This window comes from Pseudomonas sp. GW822-FHT02E03 (assembly GCF_058802325.1).
In genome coordinates this window covers 1-20,866 of sequence record NZ_JBXAOA010000010.1, presented here as the reverse complement: position 1 = coordinate 20,866, position 20,866 = coordinate 1, and the positions used below count along the sequence as shown (strand labels likewise).

Below are 20,866 nucleotides of genomic sequence, written 5' to 3'. Positions count from 1 at the left end.
CTTAGTCCTCCACTACCCAAGTGTCTTTGGTGCCGCCGCCCTGAGACGAGTTCACCACCAGCGAGCCTTCGCGCAATGCGACGCGGGTCAGGCCACCGGGCACCAAACGGGTTTCGCTGCCCGACAGTACAAACGGGCGCAGATCAATATGGCGTGGAGCGATGCCGTTTTCGACAAAGGTCGGGCACGTCGACAGGCACAGGGTGGGTTGGGCGATATAGGCTTCGGGGCGTGCCTTGAGACGCGCGCGGAAGTCCTCGATTTCCGCCGCCGTGGCGGCCGGCCCAACCAGCATGCCGTAGCCGCCGGAACCCTGGGTTTCCTTGACCACCAGCTCGGGAAGATGGGCCAGCACGTGGGACAGCTCTTCGGGTTTGCGACATTGCCAGGTCGGCACGTTCTTGAGGATCGGTTCCTCGCTGAGGTAGAAGCGGATCATGTCGTCGACATAGGGGTAGATCGACTTGTCGTCGGCCACACCGGTGCCGATGGCATTGGCCAGGACCACGTTCCCCGAGCGATAGGCCGCCACCAGCCCCGGGACACCCAGCATGGAGTCTGGATTGAAGGACAGCGGATCGAGGAAGGCATCGTCAAGGCGGCGATAGATCACATCCACCTGTTTCGGGCCGGCGGTGGTGCGCATGTAGACATGATCGTCGCGCACAAACAGATCGGCGCCTTCGACCAGTTCCACGCCCATTTCACGGGCCAGGAACGCATGTTCGAAGTAAGCACTGTTGAAGCGACCCGGGGTCAATACCACGGCCGTCGGGTTGTCCAGGGGGCTGGAGCTCTTGAGGGTGTCCAGCAGCAGATTGGGGTAGTGATCGATGGGCGCCACACGCTGGGCGGCGAAGAGTTCGGGGAACAAGCGCATCATCATCTTGCGGTCTTCGAGCATGTAGCTCACACCGCTGGGGGTGCGCAAGTTGTCTTCCAGTACGTAGTAACTGCCATCCCCGTCGCGGACCAGATCGACCCCGGAGATGTGGGCATAGATGCCGCGGTGCAGATTCAGGCCCTGCATGGCGACCTGATAACCCTCGTTGGCCAACACCTGTTCGGCCGGAATAATGCCCTCCTTGAGAATGCGTTGCCCGTGGTAGATGTCGGCCAGGAACATGTTCAATGCCTGGACCCGTTGAATGCAGCCACGCTCCACCGTTTGCCATTCGCGGGCGGTGATGCTGCGCGGAATGATGTCGAACGGAATCAACCGCTCTGTGCCTTGCTCGTCCCCGTATAAGGTGAAGGTGATGCCGGCTCGGTGGAACAACAGGTCGGCTTCGCGACGACGTTGATCCAGCAACTCCAGAGGTGTGTCCGCCAACCAACGCGCGAACTCCTGGTAATGTGGGCGGCAGCCACCACTCGCATCATACATTTCGTTAAAAAAAGCTCGGGACATACCCCACTCCTTGCCGCGATACAGACGGCATTTTCTTATCACTTTGCTATTTCAATAAAATAAGGCCTTACGTTGTTTTAGTGAGTACTGTTTCTGTTGAGCACCTCAGTGTGCGTCGTTAACTTCCTGTCACATTCGGAAATAACTTCCTCATGACTCCGGTAATCTCTTGACGCGTCCCGACGCCAGAGATTCGGCCTCTGCGGTTTGATTTCTGGCGCCCCATTTATAACGTTCCCCATTATCTTTTTTCGTTGGAAACCACACTTTCGGTGGTTGGAAAGTACTTTTGCAAGGGCTGTGCCCAAGTATTGTTACTGCTGATAAAAAACGAAAAATCCCTCCGTAAAGACACCAGAGAGACATTTCATTGCATTTTTGAGACAGAAACAGGTGCGACCGCTGAAACGTTTTTCCCACTTGTAACTTGCACAACTCTGGAGCGGGCAAAAATGGTGCGATTAGCAACTCCAGGGCGTTTTTTGCCCTATAACCGGGAAATTTCTACTCATTATTTTTATTGCCCTTGTAATACAAAGCATCCCACCCGACGCCTCGATAAATATCGAACGCACTACTAATGCTCAAAAAAATGCACCAAAAGATTTCAGGAAGAACGTAAGTGCCAAGTAGTGAGGCAAAAAAAAGAGAGAGCAAAGAGGGCCTGATCCGTGGCCGAAAGAGGTCGAGACAGACTGCGAGCGGGCCGCCCGGTTATCCGGTCAAACGGCTGCCAACCATTATTTTTGACGGGCTAATACCGATGTCGGTGTCTCACCGACCAGCAAATCATCACATGGCGCCGGCTCAGCGATTCGGCGGCAGTGAGATACGTCTGTTTTTTGAATTTTCAAACCTCACTGTACACAGTCCAAAGCGCTGATTTTTTTATCTGCCATTGGACACCTCTAATCAAACCTTCCTTGATAGTCAGTTGATTGAGCTATTCATTGAGGTTTCGCCGCACGAACGAAGCGATGGGTATCGGAAAAGAAGCCATTGACAATGGTTAACCATGGCTTAGGTCAGGCACTCAAATCATCCACTAAACACCGTGCGCGGCAATGAACATGGCGACGGCCGACCGGCAATAGGATTCGATTTCGTTGTCGTCCTCTGCTCTCGCCTCATCGAAGCGGGCGATCATCAGAAGATCGGACCCTTTGATAAGCGCGGCAAACAAGCGGGCGGACTCTAGAGGGTCGGGCACATTCAGCACCGCCTTCGCGTGCAACTGACGCAACAGGGCCTCGATCTGGGCAATGACATAGGCAGGGCCGGCTTCGTAATGGAGCTTGCTCAACGACTTTTGCTTCGTCTTGTCGACCATGATCATGGCTTCAACACTGCGCACGTCCGGGCTCAACAACGTGCGTAGCAGGAACGTTCCCACCGCCATGAGTTGATCCGCAGCCGAACCGTCGACGCCTTCAATAATGGCCTGTGGTGCAAACTGATGGCAGTGGGCCGCGATGGCCGCGCTGAACAGCGCCTCCTTGTTCTCGAAGTGTCGGTAGATGCTTAGCTTGGATATTTTTGCCCGCTGGGCGACCTTGTCCATTGTCGTCGCTTGAAAACCCAACTCCACAAAAAGTTCGCCCGCAGCGTCGACGATCGTTTGGCTGAGCGCCTCATTGGCCGGCCGGCCGCGCCGGGTCTGGCTGTTTTCGGTCATAAAAATTCCAGTACTTGACAGTATTCTAATTCTAGAATTATGGTACTTAAAAGTATCCTAAAAGTAAAACCCATGTCCCTTCATCCACAACGCGGAGCCTATCACCATGAATGACGTCATCATCATCGGCGGCAGTTTTGCGGGTCTTGCCGCCGCCCTGCAGCTTGGTCGTGCCCGCCGAAAGGTCACCGTTCTTGATACCGGCCTTCCGCGGAATCGCTTCGCCGACCACTCGCATGGTCTACTCGGCCACGACCACAAGCCACCGCTGGAGATTCTTGCCGAGGCGCGGCAGCAACTGGCGCGCTACCCTACGGTCAGTCTGGTCACTGCCCGAGCCGAGAGTATCTCCGGCGCCATTGACGATTTCTCCATCCTCACTGGCGATGGCGAAAGCCTCAGGGCGCGCCGCCTGATCCTGAGCTATGGCGTCGCCGACCAGATGCCTGAAGTTCCCGGCTTTGCCGAAGGCTGGGGCACCTCCATCGTGCCCTGCCCCTATTGTGACGGCTTTGAAGTTGCCGACCGGGATTGGGGCCTCGTCTGGTCCGGCCCGCCGTCGCACAACTACGTCAGGCTATACCACGACTGGACCGACACATTGACAGTCTTCGCCAATGGTCACGACATTCCACCCGACATCCGGACCGATCTGGCGCGCCGAGGCATCCCTGTCGTCGATGGCCGGATCACCGAAATCGACCATGAAGAGAGCCATAACACCACCGTCAGGCTCGACGCCGGCGCCCCTGTTGCGATCGACATCCTGTTCGCGCATCCGCGCAACAAGCCGTCCGCACGCCTGCATGAATCGCTGGGCCTCGCCACGATCGACACCCCCCTGGGCATCGTCCTCAAGGTCGACGAACGCCGCGAAACCAGTATGCCCGGCGTCTACGCTGCCGGCGATCTCGCCAATCCCCTCATGGCGTCGGTCACCACGGCATCATGGCAAGGCGCGATGGCGGGCATCTTCGCCCAGCAGTCGATGCTGGTTTGAGAGCACAGATTCCCTTCTTCGGTTGTCGCTGGCTTTTGAAGGGCGCGCCATTGTAAAGGCGGGTTTGGTCGAGACGTTGCGCACCTTGGCATCGGTTCAGCCTCCCCTTGCCTAGTTCAAAGGTAGCTAGTTAGGAGCGAATCAAAACGAGGAGATGTCATGACAGAGCAAAATGCCAATCAGGTCGCCGACTGGAATGGCCAAAGCGGAGAGTACTGGGCCGCCAATCAAGCCCGGCTCGATGCCATGTTTGCGGTATTCGGCCAGGCCGCGATAGAAGCCGCTGCGCCCGCGACGGGTGAGCGCGTGCTGGACGTCGGCTGCGGAGCGGGCGCGTCGAGTCTGGCTCTGGCCGCCCGCGTCGGCTCGGGCGGCCACGTACTGGGTGTGGACATATCTGAACCGTTGATCGGCCGAGCGTGTGCGCTTGCGCCAGAGGATACTCCTACACAGTTCCAGGTAGCCGACGCCAGCAGCGTCGAGCTGCCCGAGGGCTCGTTCGACATACTGTTCTCGCGTTTCGGAGTGATGTTTTTCGACGATCCGACAGGGGCGTTCGCCCATATGCGACGCGCGCTCCGGCCGGGCGGACGGGTCGCATTTGTCTGCTGGCGCGGCGTGGCCGAGAACGATTGGGTCCGCCTGCCGATGAGCGCGATCAAGGACATTGTCCCGCCGACCGCACCGCCCGATCCCGAAGCGCCCGGACCATTCTCGTTCGGCGACCGGGGACGCGTGACACGTATCCTGACGGAGGCTGGCTTTACCGATATCACTATTGCGCCCTTCGATGTTTCCATCCCGTTCGGCGAAGGCGAGACGCGGGACACGGCGATCGACGACGCGGTGAGGATGGCGTTCGAGGGCGGCCCGCTGTCACTTATGCTCGCTAATCAGCCCGACGACATCCGCGCCCACGCCTCGGCCGCGGTTCGCGCCGCCTTCGCAGGCCTCCCCGGCGAGCGGTCGGTGATGATCGACGGCGCTGCGTGGATCGTCATGGCACGCAATCCGGCAGCTAGCGCCTGTTAACAGGGATGACGCCCCCGCTCAGTAGAGCGGGGCAACTTTGATTTAGAGATGTATCAAATCGGCGTTGGCAATAAATCAGGACACTTTTGAGAGGCAAGCCCCGCAGTCCGGTGTGACTACTTAAAGCCCCGTTGACGAGCAAGAATGGTGAGTGTGCAGCGATTTTCGCCCAAGGGGCCGCCATGCTGTGATTCTCCGTTCGCACCCTGGCCGTGGGCTAGGAGGCTATTTAGGGCGCTCATGGAATGCAGCAAAAACATCCGCCATAAAATCCATGAAAACGATGGCTCGCTGGGGCAGCAGCCGATTCGCTAAGTATACGATTTGGATCGGGACGGGTGGCGCCACGTATTCGTTAAGCAGCAATTGAAGATTGCCACTTCTCAGCCCTTCCTCATAAAGCCATTGAGGCCCCTGCGCGATTCCCAATCCTGCATTGACGTACTCACGTATCGCCTCAGGCGAGTTGACACGCAGTCGTCCGGAGATCGGGACATCAGTATCCTTAAACCGCCAGTTGGTTCCAGTGGATAGGAGGGTATAAATGAGGCAGTCGTGTTCCTTCAGGTCATCAGGCGAAGAGGGAGAGCCACGTTTCTCTAGGTACGCACGGCTGGCAACGCACACACGCTCGAACCTCGCTAGTGGCCGGGCTCGCATTGCACTGTCCTCCAGGTGCCCAATACGAATCGCGAGTTCTGCCCCCTCGTCGACTAAATTGACGTAGCGATCATTGATTTGAAGATCGAGCGACAGTTCGGGATAGCGCCCTAGAAAGCTCGCGACGTGCGGTACGATGAAGGTGTGAGCCAATGCGGTCGGGCAAGCGACGCGCAGTAACCCAGACGGCGCTACGTTCCCTCTCAGTGAGGACTCTGACTGTTCCACTGAGTCCAGAATACGCCGCGCATCTGCGTAGTACCGTTCACCCTCGGGCGTGAGCATCAGCTTTCGTGTGGATCGGTGAAGCAGCCTGGTTTGCAAATGGTCTTCAAGAGCCGCGACGTAACGACTGACGTTCGGTTGCCCTAGTCCTAGATCACGTCCCGCAGCAGTAAAACTACCTGTCTCGACAGCGCGTACAAAACAGCTCATCAGTAACAACCGGTCCATCACGCCCCTTTTCATGCAAATTTTGCATGAGATCTATTCTATTTACCAATCTTATCAGCGCGCTGGCATGAATACATAGTTGCTCTCAGAAGGTCAGTCGTCCGGCTGGCCGCCCCAAAAGAGAGGAAATTTACATGTCCCGTTTACAAGGCAAGCGTACCCTCATCACTGGCGGTACAAGCGGCATCGGTCTGGAGACCGCCAAGCAATTTCTCGCCGAAGGCGCACGCGTGATCGTCACAGGTGTTAATCCTGAGTCCATGGCAAATGCTCAAGCTATTTTAGGTAGCGAAGTCCTGGTGCTGCGAGCCGACTCCGCCAGTGTCGCAGCCCAGAAGGAGCTGGCGCAGGCTGTTCAGTCTCATTACGGGCAGCTCGACGTTGCCTTCCTCAATGCTGGCGTATCCGTCTGGATGCCAATCGAAGACTGGAACGAGGAGATGTTTGACCGCTCCTTTGACATCAATGTCAAAGGCCCTTACTTCCTCCTGCAAGCACTGCTGCCGGTCTTCTCCAACCCTGCATCGGTGGTTCTTAACACCTCGGTCAGTGCGCACCTGGGCGCCGCGCGTTCATCCATTTACGCCGCAACAAAGGCGGCGTTTCTGAACATGTCGAAAACGCTCTCTAGCGAGCTTCTCCCGCGTGGTGTTCGAGTAAATGCGGTCAGCCCTGGTCCGATCGACACGCCGCTGTACGACAAGGCGGGTATCCCCGATGCCTACCGCGAGCAGGTCAACAAAGATATCGCCGCGACTATACCCTTTGGCCGTTTCGGTACGCCTGAAGAAGTAGCTAAGGCGGTTCTGTATCTGGCGTCGGACGAGTCTCGTTGGACGGTCGGAACGGAAATTATTGTTGATGGTGGGCGCTCGCTTTAATGGGCTAGTCGCAACTTCACTTCTATACAGCCCGCTTCCCGCTCGGAAGCGGGTGTAGTCGAAATAACAGTGGGTATTCAAATGTCACAATCACGGCTCACGCTTGTTAGCCACGGGCTTTGTCCGTTTGTTCAGCGAGTAGCAATTTTACTCCTCGAAAAAGAGGCTCCATTTCAACGGGTTGATGTGGATTTGAAGGACAGGCCCAACTGGTTTCGGGTCATGTCGCCAACGGGCAAAGTCCCGCTTCTAATGGTGCAAAAAGGCGATGAGGAAGCGACCGTACTTTTCGAGAGCGTGGCTATCTGTGAATACATCGAACAGGTGTATCCGGAGCCCGCTTTGCACCCGAAAGATGCAATTTCCCGTGCTCAACACCGTGCTTGGATCGAATTCGCCACTGGTATGCTTGCTGATGCATGGGGATATTTGAACGCAACGGATCAGCAGACAGCGCTTGGTAAGTCTTCAGCGCTGAGGGGAAAGCTGGAGAGACTTGGCGGTGAAAAGATGGAGGGGCCGTACTTCGCTGGCGAAACGTTCAGTATGGTGGATATTGCTGTAGCCCCAGTTTTTCGCTACTTCGACATACTGGGATTCGAACAAAGTCATTCATTGTTTGATGGACTTGGTCGCATTGCCGAGTGGCGTCATGCACTGGCCAATCGCGCTAGCGTTCAGGCTGCTGTCGCCGAGGATTATGCAGACCGGTTACGCAAACATCTGCTGGAGGTGAAGGCCATTTTAGTCAGATGAGTCATAAATATCAGTCGCCGTTAAGGTTGGAAATGGCGGAAGGCAGCCGGAGTCGAACCTGCCCGGGAACGGATGCCGTCCCCAACCGGGTTTGAAGCCCGGCCGCGCCACCGGGCGCGATTGCCTTCCTTGAACTCAGTCTTCTGTTTGTTGGGCCAGTGCATTGTCGAGCCGGATGTGGCGCCGGTCGCCAAAGCGTCGGGTCAGGCCGATTCGGTCGAAGTACTCAAGAATCTGAATGCTGCGTTTGCGCCCCAGGCCCACGGCATCGCGAAACGCGGCGACCTGAATCACCGGGTCATCGCTGGCCAGTTGCACCAGCATAGCCGCCAATCGACGCAGCAGCGTGTCGGTGTAGAACAGGTCACGAACAACTTGATGCAGCAACCCCAGTCGCGCCATCTTGCGCAGCAGCAGGCGCACGGCGGCTTCTTCACGGCCAGCGACTTTGGCCAAGTCACGCACCCATGGCGGATCGAAACCCGCTTGTTCAAACAGCGGTTGTAGCTGTTGCCACAGGGTCTCGTCGTCCTCGCTCAAGCGCACTTGATGATCGGGTAAATGCAGCCATGGGCCGCTGGCGACGATCGCGCCGCTGGCCAGTAATTCGTCGAGCAGGCTGATAAAGGTCGGCCGGTCCAGCGCGGTGCCGGCGAAGCGTCGCAGGCGGTCCCTGTCCGGTCCCATTTGATCCGGTTCGAGTTGATGAAAGCGTGCGAGGTGTTCCAGCAGCGGCGCTTTCAGGGCTTCCCAGCGGGCAGCGCTGAACAGCAACGGCCCCTGCCGCGTATCGATCAAGCGCACATCATCGGGCAATGCCCAGCTATCGCGCAGACGATTGAACTGGCGCTCCAGACGCAGGGGATCAAGCCCGGTGTCGCTGTTGGCCAGCAGCGCCGGCAGTGCGTCTTCCAGGCTGTGGGTGGTGGCCAGCGTTTGTAGCTGCGCCAATCGTTCGGGGCTGCGGCGGTGTCGGGCCGGGGCGAACGGGTCGAGTACCCGGCCACCGCCGAGGGTGCGTTGGGCGCTTTGATCACGCAGGATCAAGCGGTCGCCCTTCACCGCCAGCACCGGCGCGTTCACCAGCAGTTGCGCGAACATTCGCTGCCCCGGTGCCAGGCTGGCGTCCTCCAGCAAGGCCACCCGCGCCGTTACGTCCTGAGTGCCGAGATGCACGTGCACCGGTTGAAAGTGTTCGAAGCTTCGCGCTTCGCTGGCCAGCAAGGTCATCTCGATATCCAGGCGCTGGGTCGGCGCATGCAGCCATTCGGCCAACAGCCAGTGGCCCCGGTGAATTTGCTCCAGGGCCAGACGCTCGGCACTCAGGTTCAGCGCGACTCGCTGCCCGGCCGTGGCGATGTCGGCCGCCTGATTCTGCGCATGCAGGCCTCGCACCCGCACGGGTTTACCCAGCGGACTCAACATCAGCGTATCGCCCATGGCCACCTGGCCGGACAACGCGGTGCCGGTCACCACGATACCGGCACCGGCCACGCTGAACGCCCGATCAATCGCCAGGCGGAAACCGCCGCTGGCGCTGCGTTGAAGCACCTCATGTTGCGCATCCAGCAAGGCCTGACGCAGTGTCTCGACACCCTCGCCGGTCACACTCGACAGCGCGATTTGCGGTGCGTCGGCATAGGGGCCGGATGCGAGCAATGCTTCGATCTGTTCACGGACGGCTTGCACACGAGCAGGGTCGACGCGGTCGCATTTGGTGATTGCAATAAGTGCCCGAGGGATGCCCAGCAACTCGACGATCGCCAAATGTTCGCGGGTCTGCGGCATGACGCCGTCATCAGCCGCTACCACCAACAACACCAGATCAATGCCCTGCGCCCCGGCCAGCATGTTGTGGGTGAAGCGCTCATGACCGGGCACGTCGATAAAACCGGTCAGGGCGGCGCCTGGTTCCAGCGCCGCGTAGATATAGCCGAGGTCGATGGTCATGCCGCGTTCGCGTTCTTCCCGGCGACGGTCGCCTGCCTGGCCGGTCAGTGCCTGGAGCAAGGAGGTTTTACCGTGATCGATGTGCCCCGCCGTGCCGACAATCACTCGTCCTGGCCCTCCTCCTGCAGTTGATCGAGTTGCGCCAGCCATGCGGCTTCGTCATCCAGTTGGCGCAAATCCAGCCATAGCGCGTCATCGTCGATGCGACCGAGCACGGGAATCGGCAGCCGACGAAACGCGGCCTCCAGCCCCAGCAATCGCCGCCCACGCAGACGTTTGGAAACGTTGGGCCGCAGGCATAACGCGGCGCTCGGTAAACGAGCCACCGGTTGGCTGCCGCTGCCGATCATGCCTAACGCCGGCACCGCGCTGACGCTCCAGCCGTCACCCAATACCTGCGCCAGGGACGGTTGCAGGCGTTCGGCCAGGGCGAGGATGTCGGCTTGGGGGCGGGTCAGCAGGCGCAGACTCGGCAGGCGCTCGGCCAATCGATCCGGATCGCGGTAGAGCATCAACACCGCTTCGAGCGCGGCGAGGGTCAGCTTGTCGACCCGCAGTGCACGCTTGAGCGGGTTCTTCTTGATCTTGGCGATCAGGTCTTTGCGGCCGACTATCAACCCGGCCTGGGGACCGCCGAGCAGTTTGTCGCCGCTGAAGGTGACGATGTCCGCGCCATCGAGCAGCGCCTGACGCACTGTCGGTTCGGCGGGTAGGCCCCAGCGAGTCAGGTCCAGCAGGCTGCCGCTGCCGAGGTCTTCCAGCAGCGGCAGCCCGTGGCGGTGAGCCAACTCCGCCAGTTCTGCCGTCGGCACCCGGGCGGTGAAGCCTTCGATGGAATAATTGCTCGCGTGCACGCGCATCAGCAGACCACTGCGCGGACCGATGGCGGCCTCGTAATCGCGGGCATGGGTGCGGTTGGTGGTGCCCACTTCGTGGAGCCGCACTCCGGCGCGGGCCATGATGTCGGGAATGCGGAAGGCGCCGCCGATTTCGATCAGCTCGCCACGGGAAATGATGCCTTCCTTGCGCGCGCCCAGGCTGTTGAGTGTCAGCAACACGGCAGCGGCATTGTTGTTGACCACGGTCACCGCTTCGGCGCCAGTCAGCTCACGGATCAGGCCTTCGATCAGGTCGTCTCGATCACCGCGCTTGCCGCTGTGCAGGTCGAATTCCAGATTGAGTGGGTAGCGGGCGGCGAGTTGAACAGCTTCGATAGCCGTCTCTGGCAATAACGCTCGACCGAGGTTGGTGTGCAGCACTGTGCCGGTCAGGTTGAACACCCGCCGCACCTGGCTGCGATGCTGGATCGCCAGACGTTCGCCAGCCCTGCCCGCCAATACGTCGGGGGCGATTTCAACCGCATTGAGTTCACCCTTTTTAACCGGCTCGCGCAGATCATCGAGCAGTTGCCGCAAACCGGCCAGCAGCGCATCGCGCCCGTAACGCTCGGCCAACGCCTGGCAGGCAGGATGGCGCAGCAAGCTGTCGATGGAAGGCAGCCGCAAGGCTTGGCTGACTGAGATTGCGGACATCAGAGGCTCCCGGAAACGAGTGACCGTCGCGTCTGAGTGTAGCCTCTGAGCTTTAAAGGCATGCTCTCCGCCCACTATCACCATCACCGCGCAATGATCTCGCTGATGGCGAGCGCCCCCACTGCAACACCCTGCTAAACGCCGCGCTCCCAGCGACTACTACAAAAAAACTGTCAGAGGTTTCCTCGTTTTTTTGAGGTGCATCCACCCATTGCAGAGGGCGTGTTTAATGACACTCAGTGTTACGTCCTAAAGGCTACAACACCTTGCGTCGTTACCTACGCGTGCGCCAGAATCCGCTGGCTTGTGCGCTTTGGGACCCGTCGGTAACTTTGTTCCTGTCACTGCTCATCAGTGATCGGGTTTAGTCGCCCGCGGTTACGTGAAGCGCATTTGCGCTCCAGATGGTCAGGTATTTTCTATACCTGCGCTTGATGGCAGCTGTGCGCAGGGCGCCTTCGGGTGCGCCGGTTTCGCGTCTCCCCGGTCGACTAACCTGCGTACAGCTGCCACCCCTTGTTTAGTCGCAAGTTGGTGACGGCTCCACCTTTTATGGAGACCGTACTATGTTCAAAATAACACCCAATCCGCCGACCGCAGATTCGGCATCCCCGTATGAATCACTCGATTCAAAAAAACTCCACGAAGCGGCCGAGCGCGCTCTCGATTACTACCTCAATCCGAGTGCCCACATCATGGCCACGCCGTACAAACCCAGCCAAATGTTCATCATCAACCCAGAGATCGGCACCGAATCTCTGCTGGCCCACGCCTGCGAGTCACTGGCTTCGGCCAGCGTCATGCTCAACGATGTTGCTGCGCTTATACAGGGGCCACACCGCAATACCATTCTAGGCATCGCGCAAATCATCATGCAGGGCGAGTTGGCGGTGAACCGAGCGCTGGACAAACACGAACCACCTAAGTAATCACAGGCGTCCTGTCGCCAGGGGCTTGCCCTCGTTCGGCTGCGCAACCGTCGTAAAACCGGTAATCGCGGTAAGGCTGACCTACCGCAGGCACCGGTTTTGCGATCGCTTTACGCGCTCGGCATCATGTAGGGACAGGCTCAGTCGCCTCCCGGTGCCAGCATCAGATTCGGCGACAGACGCTGGTAGCCTTCCTGCTCCAGGCGCATGTCCAGCATCAGGCTGGACAGGTCTGCCGAGAGCGCTTCGGCTTCGGCATCGTTTTCCAGGTAGATCAATTTCAGGTAGCTGTTGCAGCCGGGGCAGACTTCCGCCCGCAACGGTGCCTGATTGGCGGCGTGACGGTCATCCTCGAAGCTGACGTACTGAAGCCCCTTGCTCTGTTCGCAGTACACGCATTTGACCCGCACCGCATGCCATTCGCAGGCGCACAACGAACACACCAGATAACGCAAACCGTTGTATTTGCCGCGATGACGAATCACCCCGGCCATCGCCGGCGAACCGCAGGCCGGGCATTGGCTGAGGCTGTCGCCGCGCTTGAGTTCAAGGTTGGGTGTGCTCAACAGCCAATGGCTCCAGGCCGCTTGCAGCGCTGCACCGAGGAACGGCACCAACTCTGCCGGCAGCATTGAATACTGGCCGCTGACCAAGGCAATCGCCCACGCTTTGAGCAGCCCCGGGTTGGCACTGCGCAACGTCGTCACGGCGTTTTCTACCGCCGATTGTGGCGGTGGCTGATAGCGTTGCAACAAGGCTTCGAGATACGGCAGCCAAACGGTTTCGCGCACCAGACTGTCGGCGGCGAATGGTGGCAAGCCATGTTCCATGCACACCCGCAGGCGTTCGGGATCGGGCAGGGTCGTCACGGGCGGATCGTCCATCAGGTTCTGCTGAACGTGGCACAGCCCCGCGATCAAGCGCAGATAGTCCGCCATGGGATGCCCGTCGGCCAAGCGTTCCAGACGCAGCGCACGCAAGGTGAACAGGTTGTTCGGTGGCAGGTACAGAAACGGCGGTGAACTCGCCGCCGCTTCTATCTGCCCAGGCTCGAGGATCGTCGCCAAGGGGTCATCCTTTTTTTGTGATCGGTCGCTCAGGCGTCTCGTCTCGGGTCACTTCCCGGTACCAGAGCTCATGGTGTCTTCTCGCCCAAGCGCGGCTGACCCGGCCACGCACCATGGCGTGGACCGAGCCACGAATCCAGATACCGGCATAGACGTGGACGATGATGCTCAGCACCAGGATGAAACCCGCCAGCGCATGCAGCAGCATCGCCCAGCGAATACCGGTGATGCCGAAGTACGCGCTGAACCAGGCACGCCAGATCACCAAGCCGCTGAACAACAGCACCAGCATGCAGATCAGCAACACCCAGAACAGCAGCTTCTGCGCCGGGTTGTACTTGCCGATCGGCGGCACGCCCTCCTCTTCGTTACGCATGACAGTTCCGACGCGCCTGAGCCACAACCGGTCGTTGGCGCTGAAGTAATTCGCCCGCCAGAAGCTGAACACCAAGCCGAGGAACAGCACAAACATCGCCACGCCCATGTACGGATGCAGAATGCGCGTCCACGAACCGCCGCCAAACAAGTTGCTGAGCCAGAACAGTCCCGGGTGGAACAAGGCCAGCCCCGACAGCGCGGCCGCGAGAAACAGAATCGCCACCAGCCAGTGATTGGTGCGCTGGTTGGCGGTGTAGCGCAGGATTGGTTTGTCGTTCATGGCCTGTCCTCCCCGCCGGGTTTCGTCGGATCAAAGGTGTGCACCGATGGATCGAACTCATGCACCGCTGGGTCGAGGGTGACTGGATGTTCGTCTTCCTCGACCAGTTGTGGCCCGACGCGCACGTAGTGGAAGAACCCGGCCAGCACCGCCGCGCCCATGGCCAGCAACGCCAGGGGTTTGCTCAGGCCTTTCCACAAGTCCACCAGCGGACTGATCGCCGGGTGATCCGGCAACCCGGCATACAACCTGGGCGTGTCGGCATGGTGCAGCACATACATGACGTGGGTGCCACCGACGCCTGCGGGGTCATATAAACCGGCATTTTCGAAACCGCGACTCTTGAGGTCGACGATACGTTCGGCGGCGTGTTCTTTCATGTCTTCCTTACTGCCGAAAACGATGGCGCCGGTCGGGCAGGTTTTCACACAGGCCGGCTCCAGCCCCACCGCCACCCGATCCGAACACAACGTGCATTTATAAGCCTTGTGGTCCTTTTGCGAGATGCGCGGAATGTTGAACGGGCAGCCGGTGATGCAATAGCCGCAGCCGATGCAATGGTCCTGATCGAAATCGACGATGCCGTTGGCATGCTTGATGATCGCCCCCGGGCTCGGGCACGCCGCCAGGCAGCCGGGCTCGGCGCAGTGCATGCAGCCGTCCTTGCGAATCAGCCATTCGAGGTTACCGGCGTCGGTTTCATGCTCGGTGAAGCGCATCAGGGTCCACGTATCTGCGCTGAGGTCTTGAGGGTTGTCGTAGGTGCCGAGGTTGTGACCGACGTCGTCGCGCAGCTCGTTCCATTCCGAGCAGGCGACCTGGCAGGCCTTGCAGCCGATGCATTTGGTGGTGTCGATCAGCTTGGCCACTTCCTCTTGCGTGCGCACCGAGGGTGGCACTGTGGTGGTGGCCGAGCGGGCGATGATGTCTTGGCTGGCCATTTAGATTTTCTCCACGTTGACCAGGAATGACTTGGATTCCGGGGTCTGTGTGTTGCCATCGCCGAGGAACGGCACCAGGGTGTTGGTCAGGTAACCGTGACGGGTAGCGCCAGTGAAGCCCCAGTGCAACGGGATTCCGATCTGGTGCACCACCTGATTGTTGACCTGCAGCGGACGAATCCGCTTGGTCACCACCGCCACCGCTTCGATATGCCCGCGCTTGGAGCTGACCCGGACCCGGTCACCGGCAGCAATGCCTTTTTCCTTGGCCAGCACCTCGCCGATTTCGACAAATTGCTCGGGCTGGGTCACGGCGTTGATCGGGCAATGCTTGGTCCAGAAGTGGAAGTGTTCGGTCAGCCGGTAGCTGGTCGCCGCATAAGGGAAGTCCTTGGCCTGCCCGAGGGTGTCCCAGACGGAATCGAAGATCCGCCCGGCCGGGTTGCTGGTCGCCTGCTTGTTGTTGGGGTGCATCGGGTTGATGCCGATGGGCGTCTCGAACGGTTCATAGTGTTCCGGGAACGGCCCTTCGTTCATCTTGTCGAGGGCGAAGAAACGCGCCACGCCTTCGGGGTTCATGATGAACGGGTTCATCCCGGCTTCCGGCGGCACATCGGCCTTGTAGTCAGGCACGTCGGTGCCGGTCCAGACCTTGCCGTTCCACCACACCAGCCGCTTGTTGGCGTCCCACGGTTTGCCTTGAGGGTCGCAAGAAGCGCGGTTGTAGAGAATCCGCCGGTTCATCGGCCAGGCCCAGGCCCAGCCCAGGTTCTGCTTCATACCGAAAGGATCGCTGTTGTCACGCCGGGCCATGTTGTTGCCCTGCTCGGTCCAACTGCCGCAGAAGATCCAGCACCCGGATGCCGTGCTGCCATCGTCCTTGAGTTGGCCGAAGCCGGACAGCTGCTGACCGGCCTTGACCACCGCGCCCGAGGCGTCGGTGACATCGGCGACAGCGTAGCCGTTGAATTCCCGGGCCAGCTCTTCCGGCGTCGGGTCATCGGGGATCTTGTAGGGCCAGTCGAGCTTGAGGATCGGCTCGGCCCAGGCACCGCCGTTGGCCTGATAACGCTTGCGCAGGCGCAAGAACAACTCGGCCATGATCTTCACGTCCGTGCGCGCCTGCCCCGGGCCATCGGCACCCTTCCAATGCCATTGCAGCCAGCGACCGCTGTTGACCAGCGAACCGTTTTCTTCGGCGAAACAGGTGGTGGGCAGACGGATGACTTCGGTCTGGATCTCGGCCGTTTGCACATCGTTATAAGGCCCGACATTGCGCCAGAACTCCGAGGTTTCGGTGGCCAGTGGGTCCATCACCACCAGCCACTTGAGCTTGGCCAGCGCCTTCATTACACGGTTCTTGTCCGGCAACGCGGCGATCGGGTTGAAGCCCTGGCACATGTAGCCATTGACCTCGCCCTTACCCATCATGTCGAACATTTTCAGGATGTCGTAGCCGGGGATGTCCAGCTTGGGCAGCCAGTCGTAGCCCCAGTGATTCTCGGCGGTGGCATTGGCGCCGTACCAGGCTTTCATCAGGCTGACGTGGAACTTGCCGTAGTTCTGCCAGTAAGACATCTGCCCAGGGCGCAACGGCTTGAGTGCACGTTTGGCGATGTAGGCGTTGTAATCCTGTTCGGCCTCGGCCGGCAGGGTCAGGTAACCGGGCAGCAGGTTGGACAGCAAGCCCAGGTCGGTCAGGCCCTGGATGTTGGAGTGCCCGCGCAAGGCATTGACGCCCCCGCCCGGCATGCCGACGTTGCCCAACAGCAGTTGGACCATGGCCGCGCTGCGGATCATCTGCGAGCCAATCGAGTGTTGGGTCCAACCCAGGGCGTAGAGAATCGTCATGGTTTTGCCCGGTTGCGAGCAGGTGGCGATCTCCTCCCAGATTTTCTTCATCGCGTCCACGGGCATGCCGCAGACCTGACTGGCCAGCTCCAGGGTGTAGCGGCTGTAATGCTGCTTCATTAATTGGTAGACGCAGCGTGGGTCTTGCAGGGTCGGGTCGACTTTGGCGAAACCGTCCTCGCCGATTTCATAGCCCCAGCCAGACTTGTCGGTATAGATGCGCTTGCTCGCGTCGTAACCGCTGAACAAGCCGTCCTCGAAACCGTAGTTGGCCTTGACGATGAACGACACGTCCGTATAGGCGCGCACGTATTCGTGCTGGATCTTGTCTTCGGTCAGCAGGTAATTGATCAGCCCGCCCATGAAGGCAATGTCGGTGCCGGTGCGGATCGGCGCGTAATAGTCGGCCACCGAGGCGGTACGGGTGAAACGAGGGTCGACCACAATCAGCCGCGCCTTGTTGTGGGCTTTGGCTTCGGTCACCCATTTGAAACCGCATGGGTGCGCTTCTGCGGCGTTGCCACCCATCACCAGAACCAGATTCGCGTTGGCGATATCGGTCCAGTGGTTGGTCATGGCACCACGGCCATACGTCGGGGCAAGACTTGCCACCGTCGGGCCATGTCAGACACGTGCCTGGTTATCAAACCCCAGCATGCCGAGACTGCGAATCACCTTGTGGGTGATGTAACCCGCTTCGTTGGACGACGCCGACGCCGCGAGGAACCCGGTGGTCAGCCAGCGGTTCACCGTTTGCCCCTGGGCGTTCTTCTCGATGAAGTGGGCGTCGCGGTCGGCCTTCATCAGGTCGGCGATGCGATCCAGCGCTTCATCCCAGGAGATTCGCGTCCATTCCGTGGTGCCGGGCTTGCGCACCTGCGGGTACTGGAGACGGCTGGGGCTGTGAATGAAATCGAGCAGGCCTGCGCCTTTGGGGCAGAGGGTGCCGCGATTGACGGGGTGGTCGGCATCGCCTTCGATGTGGATGATGCTCTGGGCGACATTCTTCGCGTTGTCGCCCTGGCTGTACATGATCAAGCCGCAACCGACCGAGCAGTACGGGCAGGTGTTGCGGGTTTCATGGGTATGGGCGAGCTTGAAATGACGCACTTGTTCGGCGAAAGCGGGCGTCGGGGCCATGCCCAGCGCGCCCAGGCTTGAGCCCGCAAGGCCGAGACCAGCGACCTTGAAGAACTGACGACGGTTGAGGTCCATCGTGCACTCCTGATCAGGTGGAAACCCGGTGCATTGGCCGGGTTTTTCTGGACGATCACGGTGACGGCAACGAAACTACCGCCACTTTAAACTGTAGACAATGCTGTTTTGTGCTGTGTGAAAACCGACAGCCGGGTAGCCGCAAGCCAGCAGGCACACAGTTGTGGGAGCGAGCCTGCTCGCGATGGCGGAGTGTCAGGCGACATCGATATTGAATGTGAGCCCTCATCGCGAGCAGGCTCGCTCCCACAGGGTTTGGCGCTATCATGGCCCCCGGATTAACCCCTGCCTTTTATGAGACTGAGCATGACTTTCGATTTTGATCAGGTGTTCGACCGCCATGGCACCGGCAGTACCAAATGGAGCCGCTACCCGGCCGACGTGTTGCCGATGTGGGTCGCCGACATGGACTTTGCCGCGCCGCCAGCGATCATTCAGGCGCTGCAAAAACGCCTGGAACACCCGATGCTCGGTTACAGCGTGGCTAAGGATGACTTGCGTGACGCCATCGTCGCCGACCTGTGGAGCAAGTACGCCTGGCGCGTGCAACCTCAGGAGCTGATATTCCTGCCGGGTATCGAGTCGGGGTTCAACATGGCCCTGAACGCGCTGGTTCAGCCGCAGCAGAACGTGGTCGTGCAAACACCAAACTACCCGCCACTGCGCCATGCGCCGGGCCACTGGCAGCTGAACAAGGTCGAACTGGATTTCGACGCGTTGGCCGATGGCACGTATGCCACGCCACTCGATGCCTTGCGCGAAGCGCTGCAAGGGGGCGGCGCGCTGCTGCTGAGCAACCCGCATAACCCGCTGGGCAAGGTCTTCCCGCGTGAGGAACTGCAAACGGTCGCCGACATTTGCCTGGAGCAGGACGCCTGGATCATCTCCGACGAGATCCACTCCGAGCTGTGCTTCGATGGGCGCGTACACATTCCGACCGCCTCGCTCAGCCCGCAGATCGCCAAGCGCACCATCACCCTGATGTCGGCGAGCAAGGCTTACAACATCGCCGGTTTGAAGACTGCGTTCATGATCATTCAGGACGCGGCACTGCGTCATCGGGTCAACAACGCCCGCTGCGGCATGGTCGACAGCGTCAACCCGCTGGGCCTGGAAGCCACCCGCGTCGCCTACCGCGAAGGCGGCCCGTGGCTGACCGAGCTCATGGCCTACCTGCAAAGCAATCGGGATTATCTGGTGGAAGCGGTTCGTACGCGGTTGCCGGGTGTGACCATGAACATCCCTCAGGGCACTTACCTGGCGTGGCTCGACTGCACGGCGCTGGGGCTGGATAACCCGCAGCAGTTTTTCCTTGAACAGGCCAAGGTCGGGCTGAGCGCCGGGCTGGACTTCGGCGATCACGCCCGGCAGTTCGTGCGTCTGAACTTCGGCTGCCCACGGGCGCTGCTGGAAGAAGGGATCGCGCGGATGGAGCGTAGTTTGCGTAACCGCCAAGCCTGACGCCCCAGGTTGACACCGAAAACCCGATGCCTGCGCATCGGGTTTTTTATGGGCGATAGGCGCAGCATCGAATACTGTTCAAGGCGTTATGCGCTCCAGGCAAGCCTTGATGAAGGCTTCCCGCTTCTGATCGTCCGGCAGCTTCATGAAGTTTTTCGGCTCGCAATTTTTCTCGTTCACATCGTATTTGTTTTCGCAGCCAGCGAGACATGCCAACGACAGTGCCAGTGCAATTAGCGATTGAGTGTTCATGAGCAACTCCTCACCGAGTTTTCTTGCATCGCATTGAGCCTAACTCATGAGTTGAGTGTATGCAGGAACAGCGAACTTTCCTCGGCGCTAAACCCGTCGCAAGTCCAACCGAACTCAAGACAAAAGACCGGGGTCAACCCAATGCCATGGTCTTTTGCCTTGAACAGAGGAGATTTCCCGATGACTGACTATCCAAAACCACCCTTCCCGAAACAAAGCCAGCCAGTCCCCGGGGTTCAAACGAAAATGGACCCTTACCCGGATTGTGGCGAGCAAAGCTACAAAGGTTCGGGTCGGCTGGAGGGCAAGATCGCCCTGATCACCGGAGCCGACAGCGGCATCGGCCGTGCAGTGGCGATTGCTTTCGCCCGGGAAGGCGCGGATGTAGCGATTGCCTACCTGAATGAAACCGAAGACGCGCAGGAAACCGCACGCTGGGTCGAACAGGCAGGTCGTCAAAGCCTGCTGCTTCCGGGCGATGTGGCGCAGAAAGCACACTGCCAGGCGCTGGTGGACAAAACGATCGAGCGCTTTGGCCGAATCGACATTCTGGTCAACAACGCTGCATTCCAGATGACCCACGAAAACCTCGAAGACATCCCGGACGAAGAATGGGTGATGACCTTCGATGTGAACATCACGGCCATGTTCAGGCTCTGTCAGGCGGCGCTGAAACACATGAAGCCCGGCAGTTCGATCATCAACACCAGTTCGGTCAACTCCGACATGCCCAAGCCGACATTGCTGGCCTACGCGACCACCAAGGGCGCGATTGCCAACTTTTCCGCCGGCCTGGCGCAGATGCTGGGACCAAAGAACATCCGGGTGAACAGCGTGGCGCCGGGGCCGATCTGGACGCCGCTGATCGTCTCGACCATGCCCGAGGAAGACGTGCAAAACTTCGGCGCGCAAACCCCGCTCGGCCGTCCCGGTCAACCGGTGGAAGTCGCGCCGATCTATGTGCTGCTGGCCTCGGATGAAGCCAGCTACATCACCGGGCAACGGTATGGCGTCACCGGCGGCAAACCGATGCTTTGACGCAACTGGCACAGACTGCATTCGGCCCCTGTAGGAGCCAGGGGTGGGGGGGGGGGGGGGGGGGGGGGGGGGGGGGGGGGGGGGGGGGGGGGGGGGGGGGGGGG

17 protein-coding genes and 1 tRNA gene are annotated in these 20,866 nt (G+C 59.8%); 7 read left to right on the top strand and 11 right to left on the bottom strand.

Annotation, left to right across the window (positions count from 1 at the left end; all coding sequences use genetic code 11):
- Window position 1: 1 nt before the first annotated feature.
- Both AC1RQB_RS10150 and AC1RQB_RS10145 read right to left on the bottom strand, forming a co-directional pair.
- Window positions 2-1,411 carry a circularly permuted type 2 ATP-grasp protein gene (locus AC1RQB_RS10150; RefSeq protein WP_007902297.1) on the bottom strand — a complete coding sequence of 470 codons (1,410 nt, stop codon included), beginning with the start codon at window positions 1,409-1,411 and terminating at the stop codon, window positions 2-4.
- Window positions 1,412-2,456: 1,045 nt separating this feature from the next.
- Window positions 2,457-3,086: a TetR/AcrR family transcriptional regulator gene (locus tag AC1RQB_RS10145; RefSeq protein ID WP_008011833.1), complete on the bottom strand. Its 630-nt coding sequence runs from the start codon at window positions 3,084-3,086 to the stop codon at window positions 2,457-2,459.
- A gap of 106 nt (window positions 3,087-3,192) precedes the next feature.
- Here AC1RQB_RS10145 and AC1RQB_RS10140 point away from each other — a divergent pair, with 106 nt between their 5' ends.
- Window positions 3,193-4,086 carry an NAD(P)/FAD-dependent oxidoreductase gene (locus AC1RQB_RS10140; RefSeq protein WP_008072180.1) on the top strand — a complete coding sequence of 298 codons (894 nt, stop codon included), beginning with the start codon at window positions 3,193-3,195 and terminating at the stop codon, window positions 4,084-4,086.
- A 159-nt stretch (window positions 4,087-4,245) separates the two neighbouring features.
- On the top strand, window positions 4,246-5,118 hold the full coding sequence (locus AC1RQB_RS10135) for a class I SAM-dependent methyltransferase (RefSeq protein ID WP_063343706.1): 873 nt from the start codon (window positions 4,246-4,248) through the stop codon (window positions 5,116-5,118).
- A gap of 225 nt (window positions 5,119-5,343) precedes the next feature.
- Here AC1RQB_RS10135 and AC1RQB_RS10130 read toward each other — a convergent pair whose 3' ends face one another.
- Window positions 5,344-6,231 carry a LysR family transcriptional regulator gene (locus AC1RQB_RS10130; RefSeq protein WP_008072178.1) on the bottom strand — a complete coding sequence of 296 codons (888 nt, stop codon included), beginning with the start codon at window positions 6,229-6,231 and terminating at the stop codon, window positions 5,344-5,346.
- 134 nt (window positions 6,232-6,365) lie between these two features.
- Here AC1RQB_RS10130 and AC1RQB_RS10125 point away from each other — a divergent pair, with 134 nt between their 5' ends.
- Window positions 6,366-7,112 carry an SDR family oxidoreductase gene (locus AC1RQB_RS10125; RefSeq protein WP_008072177.1) on the top strand — a complete coding sequence of 249 codons (747 nt, stop codon included), beginning with the start codon at window positions 6,366-6,368 and terminating at the stop codon, window positions 7,110-7,112.
- 69 nt (window positions 7,113-7,181) lie between these two features.
- A complete protein-coding gene (locus tag AC1RQB_RS10120; RefSeq protein ID WP_238543573.1) occupies window positions 7,182-7,868 on the top strand; it encodes a glutathione S-transferase family protein in 687 nt (228 codons plus the stop codon).
- 33 nt (window positions 7,869-7,901) lie between these two features.
- On the opposite strand, the gene AC1RQB_RS10115 is transcribed toward AC1RQB_RS10120, so the two are convergent.
- The 3 genes from AC1RQB_RS10115 to selA form a co-directional block, all read right to left on the bottom strand.
- A tRNA-Sec gene (locus AC1RQB_RS10115) sits at window positions 7,902-7,997 on the bottom strand.
- A 6-nt stretch (window positions 7,998-8,003) separates the two neighbouring features.
- Window positions 8,004-9,923 carry a selenocysteine-specific translation elongation factor gene (selB, locus tag AC1RQB_RS10110; RefSeq protein ID WP_063343705.1) on the bottom strand — a complete coding sequence of 640 codons (1,920 nt, stop codon included), beginning with the start codon at window positions 9,921-9,923 and terminating at the stop codon, window positions 8,004-8,006.
- A complete protein-coding gene (gene selA, locus AC1RQB_RS10105; RefSeq protein WP_063343704.1) occupies window positions 9,920-11,350 on the bottom strand; it encodes an L-seryl-tRNA(Sec) selenium transferase in 1,431 nt (476 codons plus the stop codon). Before selA ends, selB begins: the two co-directional genes overlap by 4 nt.
- A gap of 566 nt (window positions 11,351-11,916) precedes the next feature.
- Here selA and AC1RQB_RS10100 point away from each other — a divergent pair.
- On the top strand, window positions 11,917-12,279 hold the full coding sequence (locus AC1RQB_RS10100; protein ID WP_063343703.1) for a DUF6124 family protein: 363 nt from the start codon (window positions 11,917-11,919) through the stop codon (window positions 12,277-12,279).
- A gap of 140 nt (window positions 12,280-12,419) precedes the next feature.
- Here AC1RQB_RS10100 and fdhE read toward each other — a convergent pair whose 3' ends face one another.
- The 4 genes from fdhE to fdnG are packed head-to-tail and all read right to left on the bottom strand — an operon-like array spanning window position 12,420 to window position 18,011.
- Window positions 12,420-13,346 carry a formate dehydrogenase accessory protein FdhE gene (fdhE, locus tag AC1RQB_RS10095; RefSeq protein WP_063343702.1) on the bottom strand — a complete coding sequence of 309 codons (927 nt, stop codon included), beginning with the start codon at window positions 13,344-13,346 and terminating at the stop codon, window positions 12,420-12,422.
- A 4-nt stretch (window positions 13,347-13,350) separates the two neighbouring features.
- The gene (locus AC1RQB_RS10090) at window positions 13,351-14,004 is read right to left on the bottom strand and encodes a formate dehydrogenase subunit gamma (protein ID WP_008072171.1); all 654 of its coding nucleotides are present in this window, start codon (window positions 14,002-14,004) and stop codon (window positions 13,351-13,353) included.
- Window positions 14,001-14,945, bottom strand: a complete 945-nt coding sequence (gene fdxH / locus AC1RQB_RS10085; RefSeq protein ID WP_007902318.1) for a formate dehydrogenase subunit beta — start codon at window positions 14,943-14,945, stop codon at window positions 14,001-14,003. The genes AC1RQB_RS10090 and fdxH overlap by 4 nt, the downstream gene beginning before the upstream one ends.
- Window positions 14,946-18,011, bottom strand: a complete 3,066-nt coding sequence (fdnG, locus tag AC1RQB_RS10080) for a formate dehydrogenase-N subunit alpha (RefSeq protein WP_157893832.1) — start codon at window positions 18,009-18,011, stop codon at window positions 14,946-14,948.
- A gap of 306 nt (window positions 18,012-18,317) precedes the next feature.
- On the opposite strand from fdnG, the gene AC1RQB_RS10075 reads away from it, so the two are divergent.
- Window positions 18,318-19,472 (top strand): MalY/PatB family protein, encoded by a 1,155-nt coding sequence (locus AC1RQB_RS10075; RefSeq protein ID WP_063343700.1) that lies wholly within the window; start codon window positions 18,318-18,320, stop codon window positions 19,470-19,472.
- A gap of 78 nt (window positions 19,473-19,550) precedes the next feature.
- Here AC1RQB_RS10075 and trbK read toward each other — a convergent pair whose 3' ends face one another.
- Entirely contained in the window at window positions 19,551-19,724 is a 174-nt protein-coding gene (trbK, locus tag AC1RQB_RS10070; RefSeq protein WP_063343699.1) for an entry exclusion lipoprotein TrbK, read from the bottom strand.
- A gap of 180 nt (window positions 19,725-19,904) precedes the next feature.
- Here trbK and AC1RQB_RS10065 point away from each other — a divergent pair, with 180 nt between their 5' ends.
- A complete protein-coding gene (locus tag AC1RQB_RS10065) occupies window positions 19,905-20,762 on the top strand; it encodes an SDR family oxidoreductase (protein WP_063343698.1) in 858 nt (285 codons plus the stop codon).
- The last annotated feature ends 104 nt before the right edge of the window (window positions 20,763-20,866 follow it).